The sequence below is a fragment of the Natrinema pellirubrum DSM 15624 genome (assembly GCF_000230735.2).
In the GTDB taxonomy this organism is placed as follows: domain Archaea; phylum Halobacteriota; class Halobacteria; order Halobacteriales; family Natrialbaceae; genus Natrinema; species Natrinema pellirubrum.
Window position 1 is genome coordinate 3,410,842 of sequence record NC_019962.1, and the last position, 14,128, is coordinate 3,424,969.

The 14,128-nt window shown below is 63.7% G+C and carries 11 protein-coding genes and 1 tRNA gene; 6 read left to right on the plus strand and 6 right to left on the minus strand.

The window, feature by feature from the left end; translation table 11 throughout:
- The first annotated feature begins 28 nt into the window (after positions 1-28).
- Positions 29-955 carry a GTP cyclohydrolase MptA gene (mptA, locus tag NATPE_RS16610; RefSeq protein ID WP_006182748.1) on the plus strand — a complete coding sequence of 309 codons (927 nt, stop codon included), beginning with the start codon at positions 29-31 and terminating at the stop codon, positions 953-955.
- Here mptA and NATPE_RS16615 read toward each other — a convergent pair.
- On the minus strand, positions 952-1,755 hold the full coding sequence (locus tag NATPE_RS16615; RefSeq protein WP_006182749.1) for a TrmB family transcriptional regulator: 804 nt from the start codon (positions 1,753-1,755) through the stop codon (positions 952-954). The genes mptA and NATPE_RS16615 overlap by 4 nt on opposite strands.
- An 82-nt stretch (positions 1,756-1,837) precedes the next feature.
- Positions 1,838-3,475, minus strand: a complete 1,638-nt coding sequence (locus NATPE_RS16620) for a DUF255 domain-containing protein (RefSeq protein WP_006182750.1) — start codon at positions 3,473-3,475, stop codon at positions 1,838-1,840.
- 126 nt (positions 3,476-3,601) lie between these two features.
- On the opposite strand from NATPE_RS16620, the gene NATPE_RS16625 reads away from it, so the two are divergent.
- Positions 3,602-4,186, plus strand: coding sequence for an FxsA family protein (locus NATPE_RS16625; protein WP_006182751.1), 585 nt, complete (start codon positions 3,602-3,604; stop codon positions 4,184-4,186).
- Between the two features lie 75 nt (positions 4,187-4,261).
- Positions 4,262-4,335 (plus strand) — tRNA-Ile (locus tag NATPE_RS16630).
- Between the two features lie 1,204 nt (positions 4,336-5,539).
- Here NATPE_RS16630 and NATPE_RS16635 read toward each other — a convergent pair.
- The 4 genes from NATPE_RS16635 to NATPE_RS16650 all read right to left on the minus strand — a co-directional run bounded on the left by NATPE_RS16635 (position 5,540) and on the right by NATPE_RS16650 (position 8,885).
- Positions 5,540-5,902 carry a hypothetical protein gene (locus tag NATPE_RS16635; RefSeq protein ID WP_006182752.1) on the minus strand — a complete coding sequence of 121 codons (363 nt, stop codon included), beginning with the start codon at positions 5,900-5,902 and terminating at the stop codon, positions 5,540-5,542.
- A 130-nt stretch (positions 5,903-6,032) separates the two neighbouring features.
- Positions 6,033-6,464 (minus strand): hypothetical protein, encoded by a 432-nt coding sequence (locus NATPE_RS16640; protein WP_006182753.1) that lies wholly within the window; start codon positions 6,462-6,464, stop codon positions 6,033-6,035.
- 309 nt (positions 6,465-6,773) lie between these two features.
- Complete coding sequence (locus tag NATPE_RS16645) at positions 6,774-7,538, minus strand: IclR family transcriptional regulator (protein WP_015299222.1); 765 nt, start codon at positions 7,536-7,538, stop codon at positions 6,774-6,776.
- Positions 7,539-7,721: 183 nt separating this feature from the next.
- Positions 7,722-8,885, minus strand: coding sequence for an acyl-CoA dehydrogenase family protein (locus tag NATPE_RS16650; protein WP_006182755.1), 1,164 nt, complete (start codon positions 8,883-8,885; stop codon positions 7,722-7,724).
- 226 nt (positions 8,886-9,111) lie between these two features.
- On the opposite strand from NATPE_RS16650, the gene NATPE_RS16655 reads away from it, so the two are divergent.
- From NATPE_RS16655 to NATPE_RS16665, 3 genes are all read left to right on the plus strand, one after another.
- Complete coding sequence (locus NATPE_RS16655) at positions 9,112-10,149, plus strand: TAXI family TRAP transporter solute-binding subunit (RefSeq protein ID WP_015299223.1); 1,038 nt, start codon at positions 9,112-9,114, stop codon at positions 10,147-10,149.
- 6 nt (positions 10,150-10,155) lie between these two features.
- Positions 10,156-12,366, plus strand: coding sequence for a TRAP transporter permease (locus tag NATPE_RS16660; protein ID WP_006182757.1), 2,211 nt, complete (start codon positions 10,156-10,158; stop codon positions 12,364-12,366).
- A gap of 106 nt (positions 12,367-12,472) precedes the next feature.
- Positions 12,473-14,041, plus strand: a complete 1,569-nt coding sequence (locus NATPE_RS16665) for a long-chain-fatty-acid--CoA ligase (protein WP_015299224.1) — start codon at positions 12,473-12,475, stop codon at positions 14,039-14,041.
- Positions 14,042-14,128: the final 87 nt, after the last annotated feature.

Below are 14,128 nucleotides of genomic sequence, written 5' to 3' on the forward strand. Positions count from 1 at the left end.
GAATCGCCCGCTGCCCTGAATGCGGCCAATGAGTCATCAGTTGCCGGACGTGCAGGCCACGTCACCCGACGTCACCGTCGGCCTGAGCCAGGTCGGCGTCACCGGCGTCGACAAACTCGTCAAGATCGCCCGCGAGGGCAAACGACCGATCGTCCTCACCGCCGAGTTCGAGGTCTTCGTCGACCTACCGGGCTGGCGCAAAGGGGCCGACATGAGCCGCAACATGGAGGTCATCGACGAGATCCTCGAGGACGCGACCCGCGAGGAGGCCTACGGCGTCGAGGAAGTCTGTGGCGAGGCCGCCGAACGGCTGCTCGAGAAACACGACTACACCTCGAAGGCGGAGGTCTCGATGGAAGCGGAGTTCATGCGCCGCGAGCAGACCCCCGCGAGCGACCGCGAGACCCAACACACGGTCGACATCGTCGCCTCGGCGACGGCGACCGACGAGGGGACTCGCGAGGAGATCGGCGCGACGGTCACCGGGATGACCGTCTGTCCCTGCTCGCAGGGGATGTCCGCCGCCCGCGCGAAGGAGACCCTCGAGGACTTAGGCGTCGAGGAGGAGACGATCACGGAGTTCTTAGAGGGAGTTCCGCAGCCGGGCCACTCCCAGCGAGGGCACGCGACGCTGACCGTCGAGGCCAGCGGCGACCCTGAAGTCGATCTGAACGACATCATCGACATCGCCCGGGACTCGATGAGCGCGCGGATCTACAACCTCGCGAAACGGCCCGACGAGGACCACATGACCTACGCGGCCCACGCCGACGCGAAGTTCGTCGAGGACTGTGTGCGCGCGCTGGCGGAGGGCGTCGTCGACGAGTTCGACCACCTCGACGACGACGCGGTGATCACGATGAGCCAATCCAACGACGAGTCGATCCACCAGCACAACGCCCACGCCGAGCGAGTCGTCAAGCTGGGGACGCTGCGCGACGAGATCGACCGTTAAAACTCGAGCGGGTCGGCTTCTTCCCACCGCGGGACGAACTCCTCGTGGACGTTCGCGGCGAACTCCGGATCCTTCAGATCGATCATGGCGAAGGCCTCGCCCGAGGACAGTGGGTTAGGGACCTGAATGCAGACCTCGACGCCGTCGATGATGTTGAACGAGCCCGTGATGTCATCGTTCGTGCGGACGTCGAAGTCATCTCGCTGCTGGAGGGTTTCCCGGTAGCGCCGCCCCACTTCCTCCGACATCGAGCCGACCATTTCCCGCGTCATCAACAGATCGACCGAGACGCCCCGATCGAGGGCGTCCTCGAGCTGGGCGTTGATCTCCTCGCTGGCGGCCTGCATGTCCCACTGCGGCGACGGGTGCGACGAGACCATCACGATGTCGCGGTCGGCGGCCGCCAGCCGTTCCAGGAGCAGGTCCTTCGTCTCCTCGGGGCCGACCGCGGCGGTCCAGAACTGCTCCTCGACGGGCTCGGCCGCGTCGAGTTCGTCCGCCAGGTCGTCGACGATCGACTCGTACTGATCGGCCTTCTCCTCGAGTTCGCGTTTCTTGTCCTCGAGCAGCCGATCCAGCGCCGTCGAGGGCTCGACGGCGACGTACTTCTTCGGCCGGCTGGCGGTCTGGCTGCGGACGAGATTGTACTGTTCGATGCTGTTCAACACGTCGTAGATCCGGCCCATCGGGACGTCGCTCGCCCGGGACAACTCTTTGGCCGTTGTGGGGCCGGTGTTGAGTAGCGATCGGTAAGCTCGAGCTTCGTACTCGGAGAGCCCGAGATCCCTGAGACTGGCCATGTCCGAGAGCAACCCGCTGAAGAGACATAAACACTGTGGTAGTTTGGCGTTTCGATGGCGTCGGCCGCGAGGGGACCGAACGTCAGTCGAGAAGCTGCTGGACCGCGTCGCTCAACTCGGCAGGAGTTTCGGCAGTGGCTGACACGGCTTCGCCCAGTTCGGCCCGCGCCGTCCCCGACTCGCGGTCGGCATCGGGGACGACCACCTTCTCGTGGTCGGCCATCCGCAGCGCCGCCCGATGGAGGTCCGAGCCGGGGTCGTCGCCAACGCGAATCACCAGCGGGCCCTCGAGCAGTCGGGAGGTCGCCGTCGCGTACTGGGCGATCTGGACGCCGAAGCGCTCGCTGGCCCCTGCGAAGGCCTCGAGGGCCTCCCGTGCGTACTCGCGGTATCGGTCCTCGCCGGACAGCACCGCCAGATCGATCAACGCGTCCGCGAGGGCGACGTTGGCGTCCAGCGGCCGTAGCGGGCGATCACAGAGCCCGACGCCCTCGGCGGGGCCGTCGAGGAACGAATCCCCGTCGTGGAGCCGCTCGATCGTCGCGTCGGCGACCGCGGTCGCGTCCGCGAGCGCGTCCGTCTCGAGGGTACTCGCGACCGTCGTCAGGGCCGTCAACGCGCGGGCCTGGTTGGTGAGCAAGGGGAGCGCCTCGTCGCGTTCGATCGCGTCCTCGCGTGCGTGTGCGACGACGCCGTCTGCGAGCAGGTCCGTCCGGAGGGTCTCGAGCGCGCGCTCGGCGTAGCGGCGGGCCCGTTCGTCGTCGGTGTAGGCGTAGTAGGTCAGCAGGCCGTCGATCGCCAGCGCGTTCGGCCCGGCGAAGACGCCCGAATCGACCGGCGGCTCGTCGGCGGCCGCGCGGTCGGTCGCGTCGAGACTGTGGGCGTCGGCGTCGCCCGGGGCCTGACTGTTCGCGAAGGCGTCGACCTCGTCGTTCCACAGCGTCGTCGTCAGGTAGTCGATGGTGTCGGCGGCGGGGTCGCGGTACTCGTCTTTCCCGGTCAGCAGGTAGGCGTTGGCGAAAGCCCGCACCAACGCGCCGTTGGAGTCGAGCAGTTTCTCGCGCTGGAGTCCCGACCAGTCCCGATCGGTCGCGAACCGGTAGAACCCGCCGTCGTACTCGTCTAACAGGTTCGCACTGACCGCGTCGTAGGAGCGAAGCGCCATCTCACGGTCGCGTTTGAGCGCGAACTCCAGCGCGTCGGGCAGGGGGAACTTCGGGCTCTGGCCCCAGCCGCCGGCGGTCTCGTCGTAGGTGTCGGTGAGATGGCCGAGCATCCCCTGTTCGATCTCGGCGGTCAGTTCGCCGGCCGGCGGGTTGTCCTCCCGCAGCGGCCGGGGAACGCGGGCCGCACCGCTGCCTTTCGTCTCCCACATGGTCCGGACGCTGTCCAAGACCTGACGCATCCCGTCGGGGCCGAGATAGCCCGCGCCGGTCAGGACCTCGCCGTTCGGGGCGAGAAAGACCGTCGACGGAAAGCCGCCCATGTTGTACCGGTCGCGGACCCACGGGTACCGGTCGACATCGACCCGGATGGGAACGAAACTGTCGTTGAGGTTGGCCGCGATCCGGGGCTCGGCGTAGGTCTCCTCGTCCATCTCGTGGCAGTGGTCACACCACGTCGCGGTCAGCGAGAGCAAGACGGGGCGGTCGGCCTCGGCGGCCTCGTCGAAGGCCGCCTGTCCCCACTCGCGCCACTCGACGCGGGTCGTATCGTCCATACCGGAGCGACGGGAGTCGCGGGCGTAAGCCCTTCGTTCGCGTGTCGCAATCGGCCCGCCGGTGGCCGCGATTCCGTTCCTGACTGAGAGTAAAAGATTTTCACCCGTCGGCGGCTAGATCGTGGTATGCTCCGGTGGATCTTCGCGCTGTTGCTCATCCCGTTTCTCGACGCCGTGTTACTCGCGGTGATCGTCACCCAGTTCGAGGCGCTCAGTTGGGTAGGGATGATACTGCTCGTCGTCCTGACCGGCCTCGTCGGCATGCTCCTCGTCCGCGCCGAAGGCCGGCGGACGATTCGGAAGATGCAGCGATCGTTGGCTCAGGGAAAGCCCCCGACGAACGAACTGCTCGACGGGGGCCTGCTGATCGCCGCCGGAGCCTTTCTGCTGACTCCCGGACTGGTGACCGACCTGCTCGGATTCCTGCTGGCCGTCCCGCTGACCCGGGTTCCGATCCGAATGGCACTCAAACGGTACGTGGTCGTCCCCTACGCGGACAAGAAGACCGGCGGATTCGCAAGCGGCGGGGTCTGGACGTTCGGCTTCCCCAATGAGGACCCGACTCGAGAGGCCGCCGACTCGAGCGACGGCGGAACCTACGACCTCGGTGAGGACGCCTACAGCGTCGACGATGAGGACGCCTACACGATCGACTTCGAGGACGAGCGGCCGGACGACGGCGACGACGAGGACGATCCCCTCGCTCGGTAGCGGTTCGCACGGGTCGGGAAGAAAGAAACGCTTAAACGTCCCACCGAGCAACTACTGAGTGCGAAGGACGGACGCGGGCCAATAGCTCAATTAGGTTGAGCGCCACTCTGATAAGGTGGAGGCTCTCGGTTCAAATCCGAGTTGGCCCATACTTTTGCGGCGAGCAACTCCGCGAGCCGCAAATATGGAATCCGACTCGGATTTGAATGACGGAAGTCACAGTCCGGGAGCGAACGAAGTGAGCGACCCGGAACGTCTTCCGGTGGTTCAAATCCGAGTTAGCCCATTTCTACTGCGAACAACGCGAACGTAGAGAGCCGTAAGCGGCGGAACGACGATCGACCCCGGAAGTCATGCGTACATGCTGCCACGAGGACCTGTGCTATAGCAGCCGCAGTTGTGACCGGACCGTCCGTCTCCGATATGACTCCGAGTCGATCTAGACGGTTGCGGCGAGCGATTCCTCGAGCCACACAGAGAGCGCGACCGGACCGCGTCTCGAGGCGACGGACGTGAGCCGGTGGAAGATCCCATTGTCGCTGAGCGACAGCTGTGGCCGCTTAAAACACAAGGCACCACTCACGCGAACGCGACGATCCGCAGTCCGAACCACGTGAGTGGTACGATCATACCAGATTTGGAGATAGTTACGAAAGGGTAGATAGAAAGAGGCGCCGATCTCGAGGACACAGGAACTAAAGAGGGGCTCTATGGAGGCTAAATAATGAATGGCGTTTTCTCTACCGGTTTTAGGTCTCCGATCTCGAAACGGATTGAATCACATCAGTGAGAAACACTGTTTGCGTCAAGAGCCGAATACTTCCGTTTTAGGGCTGTTATCAGCACCTTAGTCACGCACGAATCGCCAGAACGATAGAGGGCCAGTAGTATGTTAATTCTGGTAGTATCTAAGTATAGTCGGATATGAGACATTCAAACTGTGTTCGTCGAATCGGCCGTACCGAGTCGGTGGACGGTATCAGTCCCCGTTACAACCCGGGACCAACGTGGGGCAGTACGGCGAACGGCCGCAGGTATCGCTCGGTTCTGGAGAACCGATCGCCAGTGTATCGGCCCACCGTGAAACAGCGGCCAGCAGCGGCGAAATCGATCGTATTCGCCGACTACGTGTACGGTACGGCCGATCAAGCGGTCATCGAAAGGGGACACCCGGCCAGCCGAGTTAGACAGTCATATATCTGTAATAGTTTGAGTGACGGTCGGGCGACTGTCTCGACTGGCAACACCGGACTGGATCCGCCTGCGCGACAGGGGATATGCGTTTCCCGAGGCTGGCCGCGATTCGAGGGGAACCGAAACGGAGTGACGACTGGTTGCCACAGTCGATGCCGATCACGGCATCAACGGCGTCAGTAGCGGTTCTCGGGAGACCAACAGGACGACGTTGTTGCTCGCGAAGAGGGCGTAGCAGCAGACGATGGCCACGACGAAGCCGACGTCGAACGGCCTCGAGAGGACGTAGCCGATCGCGATCACGGCACCGGCGTAGATGACGGCGGCGAGGACGACACCGGCGAGCCCGAAGAGATCGTGGAGGAAGACCGTCACGGGGTTGAGTTCGTAGGCGTACGGGACGGTGAAAAAGCCCACTGTCGCGACGAGGTCGACGAACCAGACGGCAAAGAAAGCGGTACGGAGGCTGGTGGTCCCAGGCCGATCCAATCCGATTCCGAACGCGTCCGCTGTGTCCACCATCGTGGTCGGATCGAAGGGCCGCCAAGCATTACGCCTTGGACTTGCTGATTCCGGCCCTGTGAGCAGTTCACACCGCTCAACCGGCAGGACTGTTCCGGGACGATCGGATCGGAGCGACCGTGAAACCGGCTTACAACTCCTCCGAAATGCGGTCGAATCTGTCGTCGTGACAGTCAGTCGGTTTCGACGGCAGGCGTCGGCGGGCGCGTAACTCGCCGTCGATAACGGCGGTCAGGAAAACGTCGTCCGGTTCCATGCCGTCGAATCGTTCGGCCGGCAACACGAGTTGGTCGACGACCGCCTCACCGTCCTCGAGCAGGAGGACGACGTGGTCACCGTCGACGATCCGATCCACGACGCCGACGTACAGATCGCTGCCGTCGATTTCATCACCGGTCGCCGCGTCGTCGGTTGACGGCCGTCCACGAGCTGGGGAAGCATCGGCATCGGGATGAGCGTCGTCAACCGCACTGGCAGTCGTCACTGTGGCGGCTGCCCCGATGCCCAGGGCACTGAGCGTTTGAAGGATCGTGCGTCGCGGTCGTCGGGTGTGGTCCGACATACCCCGCTTGGCCGCGGAATGTCGTATAAACTCTCGGCTGGAGGCCACCGCCTACCCGTTCGGTAGCCACCGTCGGGTCCGGGATCCGTCGCCTCGGTCATCGTGCGACCGATTGTAGAACGGGGAAACGCGTATGGGTGCTGACGGCGGTCTTCGATCGTTTCGAAAGACGTGTTTCGCATAGCGGAACACTCAACCCAAGAATCGGGTCGCGTGACGGATTGTTGGTCGTTCGAGACGAAAGGATCGATCACGTTCCGGCCAGCGGAACAGGGGGACGAACGGCAGTCGGGCAGCGAGATGGCACAATCACCCGTACGCGAGCGTGACTTTAATCTCGCCCGCCTTGTCCCGAAGGCGAGTCGCCAGATCGTCGTGAACGTAGGCGTCGGTGAACCGACTCGTCGGCCCGAAGACGGCCAGCGAGCCGAGGAATTCGTCGTCAGGAGTATAGACGGGCACGGCGATCCCGCGAAGGCCGTCCATGTGTTCCTGCTCGTTCACCGCGTAGCCGCGGTCCCGAACCCGCTCGAGTTCGTCGAAGAGCGCCTCGGGATCGGTGATCGTGTTCTCCGTGTGTGCCTCGAGGCCGCTCCGCTCGGCGTAGGCCGCGACGGCGTCGTCGTCCCACTCCGCGAGAATCACTTTGCCGGAGGCCATCGAGTGCAGCGGTCGGCGCTGGCCGATCATCGAATTCGAGAGGCTGCCGTAGCGGTGGACGTAGACGGCGTCGTCGTCCTCTTCGACGATGAACACCGCGCGTTCGTCGGTCTCCTTGCCGAGTTCGAACACCGCTCGCTTCGCGGCCGTGTATCCCGTCCTCCGGGACCGGGCCTGCTCGCCGAGTTCGACAAACCGAAACCCGACGTAGTAGCGACCGTCGCGTTCGATCACGTACCCTAACTCCGTCAGCGTCCGAAGGTGGCGGTAGACGGTGCTTTTGGGAAGATCCGTCCGCTCGGTGAGGTCGGCGATGGTGACCCCCTCCTCGTCTTTGAGTGCCTCGAGGAGCCGGAACGTCTTCCGCGTCGTGGAAACTCCGGCCCCGTCGTCCCCATCTCGATCCATGCCCATGTGGGATACTGTTCGGAAGGCGCAATTAATATTTCGGATACTGGAACGGGAGTACTGGCGAGCGGGACGGCCGTTTCCGAAGCCGAGTCGGTTCGGTCGGAGAGATCCCCGCCGGAGCAGAATCGGTGGCTGGGACGGAGCGGGGAGAGAAAACGGGAGAGAACGCGAACCGGCGACGCGGCGTTACTGGTAGGCGGGGATGCCGGTGAACTCCTCGCCGAGGACGAGCGTGTGGATGTCGTGCGTGCCCTCGTAGGTGTAGACCGTCTCGAGGTTGGACATGTGCCGCATCGGCGAGTAGTCGGTGGTGATGCCGTTGCCGCCGAGCATCTCGCGGGCGATGCGGGCCTGGTTTCGGGCCATGCGGACGTTGTTTCGCTTCGACATCGAGACGTGCTGTGGCCGCATCTCGCCGCGCTCTTTGAGTTCGGCGAGCCGGTGAGCCAGCAACTGTGCCAGCGTGATCTGGGTGCCCATCTCCGCGAGCTTGCGCTGCTGGAGCTGGAACCGACCGATCGGGCCGCCGAACTGGTCGCGATCCTTCGCGTACTGTCGAGCCTCCTCGAAACAGTCCCGGGCGGCACCGACCGCGCCCCAGGCGATGCCGTAGCGGGCCTGCGTGAGACAGGACAGCGGCCCCTTCATTCCCTCGACGCCAGGGAGGACGTTCTCCTCGGGCACGTGGACGTCGTTCAGGCCGATCTCGCCCGTGATCGACGCGCGCAGCGAGAGCTTGTCGTCGATCTTGTTGGTCGTGACGCCGTCGCGGTCGGTCTCGACGAGGAACCCACGAACGGGGTCGTCCTCGGCCGACTGATCACGCGCCCAGACGATCGCGACGTCGGCGATCGGCGAGTTCGTGATCCAGGTTTTGGAGCCGTTGAGGACGTAGCCGTCGCCGTCGCGCTCGGCGCGGGTCTCCATCGCCGACGGGTTCGAGCCGTGTTCGGGTTCGGTCAGCCCGAAACAACCGATCGCCTCGCCCCGTCCCATCTCCGGCAGCCATTCCTCTTTCTGTTCCTCGCTCCCGTAAGCATGGATCGGGTACATGACCAACGCGCCCTGGACCGACGCCATCGAACGCAGCCCGGAGTCACCGGCCTCGAGTTCCTGCATCAACAGGCCGTAGGCCGTCTCGGAGACGTTCGGCGAGCCATAGCCCTCGAGATTGGGGGCGTAGAAGCCGAGTTCCCCCATCTTCGGGATGAGTTCCTTCGGGAACGTCCCCGCCTCGAAGTGGTCGCCGATGTCGGGCTTGACGTGTTCTTCGACGAACTCCCGGGCCGTGTCCCGGATCATCCGTTCTTCTTGATCGAGGTCGTCTTCGAGCTGAACGAAATCCAGCATACCTAGACCTACGGGAATGGCACAATAGGTATTGCGATACCGATTGCCACGTTAGTGATCACCGAAACGACGGCGGACGCCCACTCAGAACCGTCACTGTCCGAACAGGGAGCCGTCCGTCAGCAATACTGTCGGCTGAATGACTGCAATCCAGTGTCATACAATAAGGATCCAATTCCAACAGATAGCGGAAGGACTATAACAGGTAACTATGAAGAGATGCCCCATGGCGAAGGAACACAAGCACACGGATAGGCAGTCGACTCGACGATCAGTTCTCGCGGCAGCAGGCGTCGGTGCGGCGACGGCAGTAGCTGGCTGCCTCGGCGACGAGGGCGGTGATGTCGAGTCCGGCACGATCCGCATGCGGACGTCGCAGGCCTCGACGACTGCTTACTCCGCAAACGAAGGCATCGCACAGGTCATTAACGACAATAGCGACGATCTCACCGTCGAAGCACGGACGAGCGAAGGGACCGAGGCGAACCTCGGTGCGCTCAACAGTCAGGACGCGGAAATGGTCTACATCCAGAACTGGTCCGCCCAAGACGTACAAGAGGGGGCCGGTGACTTCGACCAGCTCGAGTTCGAGATGGCGCAGGTGTTTCACTTCTACGACCTCCCGTGGTTCTTCCTGGCGACAGGCCTCGACTCCCTCTCGGAGATCGAGTCGGGAACGACGGTTTCTCCGACGCCGCGAGGATCCGGAACGGCACCTGCACTCGAACACGCGCTCGACTATGCAACCGACGACTACAATCGGACGAGTGTCGGTTTCGGCGATCAGAGCGGCTCGCTCAACGAGGGCAGTCTCGATGTCGGCGTCGGCACGTACATGAACTTCAGTATCGTCCCCGGCTGGGTGCAGGAGATGCTGAACTCGACCGACCTGAACATCCTCGACGTGGACGACTCGACCCTCGAGGAGTGGGAGAGCGACGACCGACTCCTCATTCAGTCGTTCAGCGGTGACGAGATCGACGGCACCCAGAACGCACCGGACCAGGTTCACTGCCCGACCTTCGCGTACAACTTCGTCTCTCGAGCCGACCTCGATTACGATACGGTTTACGACTTCCTCGAGACGATGCACGAGAACCGCAGCGTGCTGGAAGACTACAGCGCGGTACTCGCACGGCTCGACGACGAGGAGTTCTGGGTCGAGAACATGTACGATGGCGTCCCGTTCCACGCCGCTGCAGCCGACTTCTACCAGGAGATCGGCGTCTGGCAAGACGACTTCGAACGAGCAGCAGAGCCGTAACTAGCGATGGCCTCCAATAGCCGCCTTTACCGCCGTGTTCGCCAGTCGATCGGACGGACCGGTCCCCTCGACGTCCTCAACGGGATCGTGTACCTGCTTGGCATCGCGTTGACGCTGTTGACTATCGGGTACGCGATTAAAATCGCGTTCGCGATTCAGATCGATCTGTTCGCGGAGACCGACGAGTACGTGAACGTCTTTCTCGGAATGGGGCTGGCCCTGTACTATTTCGACTACGCACGCTCTCAGTATGACGACTCTCGGTCGAACGACGACGGTTCGTCCGAGTCATCGTCGGCGAACACGACCGAACACGGGGCCAGTACCGGTGCCAGGCGAGGGCTCGAGCGGGTCAAATCGGCGTACGCACGGATCGATCCGATCATTGCCCTCGCGCTCGGCGTGGCAGCGATCGGTGCAGTAGCATACGTCCACGTCAACTACACACGGTTGACCGAGTCCGCCCACCTCCTCGGGTACAACTCGACCGACCATCTCATCGGACTGCTCCTCATCACGCTGGCGATCGATTCGACCCGGCGCGCGTTCGGGAACGTCATCGCGGCCGTCGCCGTCCTCTCGATCGCCTACGCTCACACGGCGGTCGGACCGAACCTCCCCGGACTGTTCTACCACACCGGGATGAACGTCGGGACGATCGCGGAAAACGGCGCAATCAGCGTCAGCGGCGTCTACGACGAGACGCTGATGCGGATCGGGTCGACGTGGGTCGCGATCTTCATCATGTTCGCCGGGATCGCGAAGGCCTACGGCCTGATGGACTTCGTCCTCGATATCGGCCGAGAACTCGGATCGAGCCTGCGGACCGGCGTCGTCCAGATCGCCGTCATCTCGAGTATGGTCATGGGATCGATCACCGGTAGTGCCGCGGCGAACACGGCGACAACCGGGAGCTTCACGATCCCGATGATGAAAGATCAGGGCATCCGCGACGACTTCGCCGCCTCGATCGAGGCGGTCGCCTCGGCGGGGGGCCAGATGTTGCCGCCGGTGATGGGAGTCGCGGCGTTTCTCATGGCCGACTTCACCGGTGTCAGCTACGTCGAAATCGTTCAGGCAGGAACGATCCCCGCGGCGCTGTTTTACCTCAGCGTCTTCGTCGCCGTTCACTTCACGATCCTCAAGTTCGACTGGGTCTCGCGCGACCTGTCGCCGTTCGACTGGCGGACGCTAACCAGTGGGTTACACTTTACCGTCCCGCTCGGAGTCCTCCTGGTAACGCTCATCTACCTGCAGTACACGCCGCTCTCGGCTGGACTGTATACCATCCTCACGATCATCGGCGTAATGTACGTCCGAAACGGTATCGTCGGCGGCTTCGGGATCGGCGACGAAGACGTGACGGCAGAAATCGTCGGCGAGCGAATACGGGCCGACTCGATCGGTCGAAGCGTCGTCGTGACGACCAAACAGACACTGGACGGCCTCAAACGAGGTGGCACCGAGATGGCGCCCCTCGTCGGCGTCCTCGCTGCGATGGGGCTCATCATCGAACTCCTCGAAGGGACCGGCCTCACGCAGGGAATCGCGACGACGATCACCGGCCTGAGCGACGGTGTCTCGTTGTTCGGCCTCGGAAGCGGACTCTTCATCGTCCTCTTCCTCGCGATGATCGCGAGCATCATGTTCGGGCTCGGAATGCCCACGCCGGCGGCGTACGTCCTCGTCGTCGTCTTGGTGACCCCCGGTATCATCGGCATGGGCGTACCCCAGATTACGGCACACATGTTCGTGTTCTACTTCGCGATGCTGTCGGCGATCACGCCGCCGGTCGCGATTTCGGTCGCCGTCGGCTCGCGGATTGCAGACTCGAGTTTTCTTCGATCCTGCTTACAGGCACTCAAACTGGGCGCACCCGGGTTTGTCATCCCGTACGCCTTCATCACGAACAATAGCCTCATCGAGTGGTCGCAGGCAACGCTCGTCGCGTTCCCAGTCGTTCTCGCCGGCACCGTTGGCCTGATCGTCGCGACGATCGGGTTCGACGGGGCGCGGGACCTCTCCGCGCCGGTCCGCGCGCTCTTCATCGTCGCCGCCCTTGGCGCGATGTTCGGCTCGATCGTCCACGTCGCGGTCCAGCTCGTCGCCGCAGCAGCGATCGTCGCCGCGTTGCTACACGCCCGATACGTCGTCGGCTACGACCTGCCGAACGACACCGGCACCGAGTCCGGCGTGGATCCGACGACGCTCGACTGATCGAGGCCCGACAGGGCACTCGAGTCGCGCGTTCTCGAAAACAACCGAAGTAAATGGAAGCGCCGAGTGACAACCCTTTTGCGACCGGGGTAACCATACACAAGGTATGACAAACCTCGTGACGGAGGTCGTCGAGACCGTCGATGCGAACCCGGAATCGCCCGCGATCGCGTACGAAGGGACCGAACTGAGCTACGAGGCGTTCTGGCAGCGAGCCGGACAGTTCGCACAGGCCCTCGAGAATCGTGGCATCGGCGAGGGCGACCGCGTCGGCATCTACCTGCCGAACCTGCCGCAGTTCGTCACGGCCTTCTACGGGACCCTGCGTGCCGGCGGGATCATCGTCCCGATGAATCCCCAGTACAAGTCCCGTGAGATCAGCCACATGCTGGGCGACAGCGGGGCGAAAGCCGTCGTGGCGCTTGCCGACCTCGTCCCCAACGTCCTCGAGGTACAGGACGATACGGACGTCGAGCAGGTCGTCAGCGTCGGAGCCGACGTCGATGGCGCGACCGAGTTCGACGACTTCCTCGCCGAGGACACCAAAGCCGTCGTCGATCGTGCGGACGACGACGTCGCGGTCCAGCCCTACACCTCCGGGACGACTGGCACGCCGAAGGGCGTCCTCCTGACCCATCACAACCTGGCCTTTACGACCCGGGCCAACGCCGTCATCCCGCCGGGCGGCTTCCAGGCCTCCGACCGACTCATCGGGACGCTCCCGCTGTTTCACATCTACGGCATGTCCGTCGTCATGAACGGCGCGATGTACAGCGGCGGTACCTACTACCCGGTGCCGGAGTGGGACGCCACCGAGGTGATGAACCAGCTCGAGGACGACGAGATCACCATCATGTTCGCCGTCCCCGCGATGTTCAACGACATGATCAACCACCCGGACGCCGAGAGCTACGAGTTCGAGTCCCTGCGCTTTGCCAACTCCGGGGGCTCGAGTCTCCCGCTGGAGGTCCTCGAGCGGTTCGAGGACCTCTGGGACGTCCAGCTCAACGAGGGCTACGGCCTGACCGAGACGAGTCCGGTCACCCACGCCAACACCAACGAGAGCCGTCGGAAGGGCAGCATCGGCCAGCCCCTCGAGGGCGTCGAGGCGAAGATCGTCGACGAGGACTTCGAGGAGGTCCCCCGCGTTGCGGAGGGTCCGATCGACGAGGAGGAGGCCGCGATCCACGACATCACCGGCGAACTCGTCATCCACGGTCCCAACGTGATGAAGGAGTATTACGGCCTGCCGGAGGCCAACGAGGAGGCCTTCACTAACGAGGACGGCAAGCGCTGGTTCCACACCGGCGACATCGGCTACTGGGACGAGGACGACTTCTTCTACGTCGTCGACCGCGAGAAACACATGATCGTCACGGGCGGGTACAACGTCTACCCGCGCGAAGTCGAGGAACTCCTCTTCGAACACGAGGACGTCGCCGACGCCGCCGTCGTCGGCGTGCCGGACGAGCGCCGCGGCGAGACGGTCAAAGCGTTCGTCGTGACGACGCCCGACGCCGAGGCGACGCCCGAGGAGATCAAGCAGTACTGCCTCGAGAACCTCGCGGAGTACAAACACCCCCGTGAGGTCGAGTTCGTGCAGGCACTGCCCCGGACCACGACCGGGAAGGTCCAGAAGTTCGAACTCCGTGGCGAAGGCGAAAACGACCAATAGACGGCTGAAACCCGCCCCGACAGCCTGATCGCGATCGGCCCGCCGCCGGCCGTCGACGGTTTCCATCGTGACCGACGATCCGGCAGT

What these genes read in the sequence shown, in the direction of transcription:
- NATPE_RS16660 (WP_006182757.1), top strand. Translation starts at nt 10,156, where the DNA reads ATGGCCTCCAATAGCCGCCTTTACCGCCGTGTTCGCCAGTCGATCGGA.
- NATPE_RS16620 (WP_006182750.1), bottom strand. Translation starts at nt 3,475, where the DNA reads ATGGACGATACGACCCGCGTCGAGTGGCGCGAGTGGGGACAGGCGGCC.
- NATPE_RS16625 (WP_006182751.1), top strand. Translation starts at nt 3,602, where the DNA reads ATGCTCCGGTGGATCTTCGCGCTGTTGCTCATCCCGTTTCTCGACGCC.
- mptA (WP_006182748.1), top strand. Translation starts at nt 29, where the DNA reads ATGAGTCATCAGTTGCCGGACGTGCAGGCCACGTCACCCGACGTCACC.
- NATPE_RS16655 (WP_015299223.1), top strand. Translation starts at nt 9,112, where the DNA reads ATGGCGAAGGAACACAAGCACACGGATAGGCAGTCGACTCGACGATCA.
- NATPE_RS16615 (WP_006182749.1), bottom strand. Translation starts at nt 1,755, where the DNA reads ATGGCCAGTCTCAGGGATCTCGGGCTCTCCGAGTACGAAGCTCGAGCT.
- NATPE_RS16650 (WP_006182755.1), bottom strand. Translation starts at nt 8,885, where the DNA reads ATGCTGGATTTCGTTCAGCTCGAAGACGACCTCGATCAAGAAGAACGG.
- NATPE_RS16640 (WP_006182753.1), bottom strand. Translation starts at nt 6,464, where the DNA reads ATGTCGGACCACACCCGACGACCGCGACGCACGATCCTTCAAACGCTC.
- NATPE_RS16665 (WP_015299224.1), top strand. Translation starts at nt 12,473, where the DNA reads ATGACAAACCTCGTGACGGAGGTCGTCGAGACCGTCGATGCGAACCCG.
- NATPE_RS16635 (WP_006182752.1), bottom strand. Translation starts at nt 5,902, where the DNA reads ATGGTGGACACAGCGGACGCGTTCGGAATCGGATTGGATCGGCCTGGG.
- NATPE_RS16645 (WP_015299222.1), bottom strand. Translation starts at nt 7,538, where the DNA reads ATGGGCATGGATCGAGATGGGGACGACGGGGCCGGAGTTTCCACGACG.